The organism is Desulfocicer niacini (assembly GCF_054657595.1).
The window spans coordinates 1-6,197 of record NZ_BAAHYK010000099.1 but is presented as its reverse complement, the minus strand read 5'-3'; the positions used below and the strand labels follow the sequence as shown (position 1 = coordinate 6,197).

At 47.7% G+C, this 6,197-nt stretch carries 5 protein-coding genes; 1 reads left to right on the top strand and 4 read right to left on the bottom strand.

What is annotated here, in order from left to right; all coding sequences use genetic code 11:
* Positions 1 to 606 precede the first annotated feature (606 nt).
* Positions 607 to 1,560, top strand: coding sequence for a tetratricopeptide repeat protein (locus ACYQ2M_RS24460; RefSeq protein ID WP_459919019.1), 954 nt, complete (start codon positions 607 to 609; stop codon positions 1,558 to 1,560).
* Positions 1,561 to 1,896: 336 nt separating this feature from the next.
* Here ACYQ2M_RS24460 and ACYQ2M_RS24455 read toward each other — a convergent pair whose 3' ends face one another.
* The 4 genes from ACYQ2M_RS24455 to phnX form a co-directional block, all read right to left on the bottom strand.
* Positions 1,897 to 2,862 (bottom strand): NAD(P)/FAD-dependent oxidoreductase, encoded by a 966-nt coding sequence (locus ACYQ2M_RS24455; protein ID WP_459919018.1) that lies wholly within the window; start codon positions 2,860 to 2,862, stop codon positions 1,897 to 1,899.
* 1 nt (position 2,863) lies between these two features.
* Positions 2,864 to 3,985 (bottom strand): cyclopropane fatty acyl phospholipid synthase, encoded by a 1,122-nt coding sequence (gene cfa / locus ACYQ2M_RS24450; protein WP_459919017.1) that lies wholly within the window; start codon positions 3,983 to 3,985, stop codon positions 2,864 to 2,866.
* 253 nt (positions 3,986 to 4,238) lie between these two features.
* Entirely contained in the window at positions 4,239 to 5,351 is a 1,113-nt protein-coding gene (gene phnW / locus ACYQ2M_RS24445) for a 2-aminoethylphosphonate--pyruvate transaminase (RefSeq protein WP_459919016.1), read from the bottom strand.
* 10 nt (positions 5,352 to 5,361) lie between these two features.
* On the bottom strand, positions 5,362 to 6,197 hold an 836-nt coding region (gene phnX, locus ACYQ2M_RS24440; protein WP_459919015.1), incomplete at its 5' end, for a phosphonoacetaldehyde hydrolase.

The window sequence follows — 6,197 nt, the reverse complement described above, 5'->3', positions numbered from 1 at the left end:
CTGCTGCCCGTTGTTTGTATCACATCACCGTCGGCAACAGCCGGTGATGCCTGGACCTTGGTATCCCGGTATGGACCCGCCCGGGAGTTAGTGCAAAAGAAAATCAATGCAAGCAAAGCAGATCTCCCCGGACTCTTTTCAGTACCCCCTTGAGGGATAAAAGAACGTGAACTGTCACTTCACAACCGCAGCATTTACCCTGTCTCTTGAATCCTGGGCTTTGATATGTTGTGCAGGCTTACCCGGAGACCAGGCCTTATATGCTGTTTCTGTTCGTCGGCTCATGGTTTTGCGCTCCAACTTCCTTCAGGCGGTTCCTCACGGTTCCGCCCTTGTTTTCGGCTCATACTTGTGTTAACAGTAACTCTATTGACAGAATTCACGTATGGGGGACTTGCACCCCATACGTTCACGCCCATGCCAGGCGTACACAAAGCTAATTCAGCCGACGCAAAAAGCCGCGCGGCTGATTAGCGTCGTTAAACGGGGACAAAATTAACAAAAGAATAAACGAAAGCACGCATCAAAGGTTGTTTATGAAGATGAAGCTATAATTTTAAATTACGAGTTAGAAGAAACAACAACAAAACAACAAAGGAGAATGTTTTGAGGAAAGCATGGATTATTATATTATTTCTTCTATTATGTTCTGTTCGCGTATGGGGTGCCGAATTTAAAGACACATTAAAGGCAGCTAAACAGGGTGATATTAATGCGCAATTTGACATTGGTTTTGCCTATTATGCTGGTCGCATCATTTCTAAAGACTATGAAAAAGCGGACTATTGGTACAAAAAGGCTGCAGATAAAGGGCATGAGGACGCTCAATGGCACCTTGATTTATTGCATAGAGAAATTGAACAGTTAGAAATATTACGAGCTGCTGAAAATGGAGATGTAAATGCTCAATACAACCTTGCATTATTATTTGATAAGAATGAACTACTTATTGACTTAAGAAACGAAAACGAAATTGAATGGAAAAAGAATTTTGAAGAAACGCTCCAATTTGCAGAGCAGGGAGACTCAGTTGCTCAATATCAAATGCCTCGTTTCTTAAAAGGCAGTATGGAAGCTGTTCATTGGTACGAAAAGTCGGCCAATCAAGGATATATTCCAGCCCAATACAAGCTTGGACTTTTATGTGAATATGGGAATATATTAAAAGCCATATATTGGTATGAAAAAGCTGCTAATCAAGGATATCTTGACGCGCAATATCGTCTCGGTTGGATATACGAAAATAAATTGCTCACCAAAGATCGTAAAGAAAAAGCTATTTATTGGTATCGAAAAGCAGCAGGCCAGGGAGATAGAATAGCTCTATTAAATATAGAAATTATGAGTAAAACACGAACAGGAATTAACCCTAGTAAAAAATATGCTTTTTATTGGTATGAGAAAGCAGCTAAACAAGGCCATGTAAATGCTCAATATAACCTTGCAAATATATATTACAAAGGCAGAATAGTTCCAAAAAATGCATCAATTGCTCTCAACTGGTACAAAAAGGCTGCTGACCAGGGACATGAAGGGGCTAAGGAAATGGTGTCACGTTAACAATATCGGATCGGACCGCACTAAACACCTAATGTCAAGCAATAATGGCTTTTTTCAGTGGAATTCCGGGGGACACCATACTGAATTCCAACAATTAACATGCTGCGGGCAAGCCGCAGATGTCCAAAGCTGCACACAGACGAGCTGGTGAGCTCACAACATGACACCCAACTGTGGCGGGGAAACCCGTGTTGTGACCAAGCCCCTGAAAAAGAACAAAGGTTATTGAATCTCTACAGACTCCCTGCGAAGCAACAAGTTGTCCAGCCAGTCCGGATCCATTTCCGGCACCGATGACAGCAACTTTTGAAAAATGGGCAAAGGTTTACATGCATTTTATCCGTTTTGCCTCCAGAGAATGCCGGGCAGGCTGAATTTTGGAAAAGAAGAATCCAGGTGATTTGGATTTTCTCCCGTGATTATCTTTGCCACCCTTACTCCGCTAACAATTGCAGCATGGATACCTTCTCCCATATCAAGGGTTGCCACTCCTGCTGCATCTCCGATAATAAACGCATTCCCCCGCCGATGGGTGGTTTGTTTCCGGTATAGATAATACGGATGTCCCCTGGGATTTTTCGGAATATGGGGTATCAGGGAATGATCTTTGAGTTTTTTTGTAAATTCATGCCAGTGGTCCAGAATGGTTTTCCCCCGGGATTTTAATTTCAGGGCTTTCCCGCCAATCCCGATGTTCAGCCAGCCGTTTCCCTTCGGTAGATACCAGGCATATCCGGGTAGCCCTTGATCAAAAAACCAGATATGACAGCCCCTATCCTGATAATCGCAGCGAAATTCTTTTTCAATGGCCACAATCCGCGCAGTTTCACTTCGTTGTTGGAATGGGAAAAAAAACGTCTTAAACACGGGGCAGTGCGTTCCCCCCGCACCAACCAGATATTTGCACCGGTATGTATTGTCGATGATATAACCGCCATTTGTTTTGACAATATTTTTTACGGTGTGGGTCAAAACAGGAGCCTGGGAACGGGATATCATCCATTCATCAAATTCAGATCTCCTGACAGCATACTGACGTGTTCTGACGGGAAGTTTGATGCCGAACACATAAAAGTGAATCCGGTTAAATTGCATAAGGGAATATGGATATTCTTCCGGCGGTATGCCCAGTATGTTCAGCACCTTTGGCGTTATCCATCCGGCACAGACTTTTGGTCTTGGAAATGTCTTTTTCTCAAGGATGAGCACTTCCATGCCTGATTTTCTAAGGTGTCTGGCACAGGCGGACCCTGATGGTCCGCCTCCCACAATAATGGTGTTTGATGCCTTCATGTCTGGCATGTCATGACATCCGGCAATCCGGCCGGGTTCTGCCGGGTTTGGTCATGAGAATCTGCCAGAGCTGCAGGGTGCGGGACCGGAAGCCGCCTGCACAGCTCAAAAGATAATATTTCCACATTCGGTAAAACCTGTCGTCGTAGGTGCCTTTCAGTTCAGGCCAGGCTGTTTCGAAATTCTCCCACCAGGCCATTAGGGTTTTGTCGTAATCCTCACCAAAATTGTGCAAGTCCTCCACAACAAAAAATCCTTCCATGGATTTCCCAAGCTGGGCAAGTGAGGGCAGCATTGAATTGGGGAAAATATATTTGGCTGTCCATGGATTACATATCCTGCAACTGACATTGCTTCCAATGGTGTGGACAAAGGCAATGCCATTCTCTTTTAACAGGCGGCTGTTCATCTTCATATAGGTCCGATAATTTTTAGATCCCACATGCTCCATAAGCCCGATGGAGAGAACCCGATCATACTTCCCGGTGGCTTTTCGATAATCTTGAAGTCGGATATCCACGGGCAATCCCTGGCACAAGGTTTTTGCATACCGGGCCTGCTCCTTTGACACGGTAAACCCCACCACCCGGACACCATGTTTTCTGGCGGCATAGGCAGCAAATCCGCCAAACCCGCAACCCAGTTCTGCCACGGTCATTCCCGGCTTTAAGTCCATCTTTCGGCAGATCATTCGGAGCTTTGCTTCCTGGGCCGCATCAAGATTGTCTGTATTTTTCCAATAGCCGCAGCTATATTGCATGTGCCTGTCCAGCATTCTCTGGTACAGCTCATTTCCGATATCATAATGCTGTTTGCCCACAATAAATGCACGTCGGCCCGTCTGCAAATTAAATACCCTTGCTTTAATGATGTTCCATGTGGTGGCCCAGTCCTGTTTCAGTCGGGCCAAAAGATTGGCGCGCAGCACTTTCTCTATAAACTGGTCAAGTGCCTTTGTGTCCCACCACTTGTCCACGTAAGACTCGCCAAGCCCTAACTCGGCATGTTCTATGACTCTGGAATAAAATTGATCATTATAGATTTGAATATCGTGGGGGTTTTGGCCGTTTACAGTCACGCCTGCAAACTGCATTAAAGAAAAAAATGCTTTTTTTGCCTCCTTATTATTCATGACGTCCACCTCTTATAAGAATATGGAGTTGAAAAATATTCGGTGTATTATAAGCTTGTTTTCTTTAACTATATATTTATATAAACACCCTATATGGAAATTCAAGTAAATTTTTAATTTCTTAGTAAAAACATTGGCATGCCATGATATCTTATTTTGCGACGGCCCTTGATATATTAAGCCTTTAACTTGCATTTTTACAGAATATCAGCAGCGTTGTTTTTTTCCTAAACGTTTCAGGCTCATAGGTCGGTCAAGCCCAGTACATGGAGGCCTTCACGGCATTGATAAGGTGGGAGATATCTTCCAGGTAAACCTCACCAATGTTGCCGATGCGAAAGGTGTCTTGATGGGTGACCTTGCCCGGATAAATAACAAACCCCCGCAGTTTGAGGCGGGTATAAAACGCCTTGAACTGATAATCGGGATGATCCGGACTGAAAAATGAGGTGATGATGGGAGACTGATACGACGATGGCAAAAGCGGGGTAAAGCCCAGTTGTGTCATTCCCTGGATCACGCCCTGGTTATTGGCGGTGTAGCGCAGCCAGCGTTTCGCAATGCCCCCTTCCCTTTCCAGTTCCGCCAGGGCCGTGGCAAAGGCTCGAACCACATGGGTGGGGGAGGTAAATCGCCATTTGCCGTTGCCCGATTCCATGGTACGCCACTGGTCGAAAAGATCCAGGCTCAGGGAGCGGGCGTTGGCTTCTGTCCGGGCCAGCACGGACTGCCGGGCAATGACAAACCCAAATCCAGGCACCCCCTGGATGCATTTATTGGCACTGGAAATGAGATAGTCGGCCCGGATGTCTGCCATGTCCATGGGGATACCCCCAAAACTGCTCATTGCATCCACCACATAGACCCGGTTAAACCTGGCAACCAGATCGCCGATCTCCTTTACCGGGTTGAGCATACCCGTGGTGGTCTCGCAGTGTACCACTGCCACATGGGTGATGGAGGTATCTTTTTCCAAGGTAGACCATAGCAGTTCCATGTCCGGCGGGGATGTATCACCGCTGTCCAGTATCTGGTGATGAATTCCCTGGCAATAGGCAATGCGGGCGATGCGGCGACCATAGGTCCCATTGGCAAGAACCAACAGTTTGCCGTCCCCGGGAATGGCTGTAGTGAGGCAGGCCTCCACACAAAAGGTACCACTGCCCTGCATCAGCACGGTGGTATACCCGGGATGGCTGGTGGCAAGGGTGGTCAGGGTATGACGGATCTGCTGGACAATGGTGTTGTAATCATCGTCCCAGGTGCACCAGTCCCGGAGCATGGCAGCCTTGACGGATTTTGTGGTGCTCAGGGGACCGGGGGTAAGCAGTAGATAGGGGTTATCCGGAAGGGTGTCTATATCCATTTTTTCCCATTCATCCTGCCAGAGGCGGCAGCATACCTTCGAAGAGTTTCTCGTTGATTTCACTGATTACCGGAAGAATATCCGCCATCTGCTCCACCACATAATGGACACCGGCAGCCTTGAAACGAGCTTCAATGGCGGCCAGACGGGCGGCCAGTTCCACCGGGTCCAGGGCTGCCACAGCTTCCGGGGTCAGCCCCAGCTCATTTCCCGTACGGGTAACACCGATGGTCCACATGCCGGCATTAAGTCCCTCTTGAATATCAACCAGGGTATCACCGATCTTCACCATGGCCTCCATGGGATAGGTGTTTAGCTTCATGGCGTTAAGGTAGCACATCCAGGGAAAAGGACGACCGGCAGGCACATCAGAGGAACAGACAAGGGCATCGGGGCGATACCCCTTTTCCCGGGCAATGGGCACCAGTACATCCATCATCTCCTTAACATAACCGGTGCTGGAACCGATTTTAATACCCATGCCCCGCAGTTTTTCAACGGTCTCCACCACGCCCTCAATGGGATCACTGTGGTTGCCGATGGTCTCCACCATACGCGTGGCCGTGTTGCCGTAGAGGGTATTCACATCATTTTCATCGGGAAGACGGCCATGGGTTTCCCTCCAGGCAGCTGCCACAGAGGGCAGACGGCACATGCCCCGGATGTGATCTTTTTTGGCGATGCCCATGAACTGCCGGGCCTCGGCAATGGTCACCGGTACACCGGCATCGGCAAACACGTCCACAAATACGGCCACAGGCCCCAGGCACCCATGATCCACAGCAGTACCGGCCCAGTCAAGGATTACGGACTGCACTGGTCCGGTATAAGCGGTTTTTCTGATAA

Coding starts and splice junctions, on each gene's coding strand:
- ACYQ2M_RS24455 (WP_459919018.1), bottom strand. CDS start 2,862: ATGCCAGACATGAAGGCATCAAACACCATTATTGTGGGAGGCGGACCA.
- cfa (WP_459919017.1), bottom strand. CDS start 3,985: ATGAATAATAAGGAGGCAAAAAAAGCATTTTTTTCTTTAATGCAGTTT.
- phnW (WP_459919016.1), bottom strand. CDS start 5,351: ATGGATATAGACACCCTTCCGGATAACCCCTATCTACTGCTTACCCCC.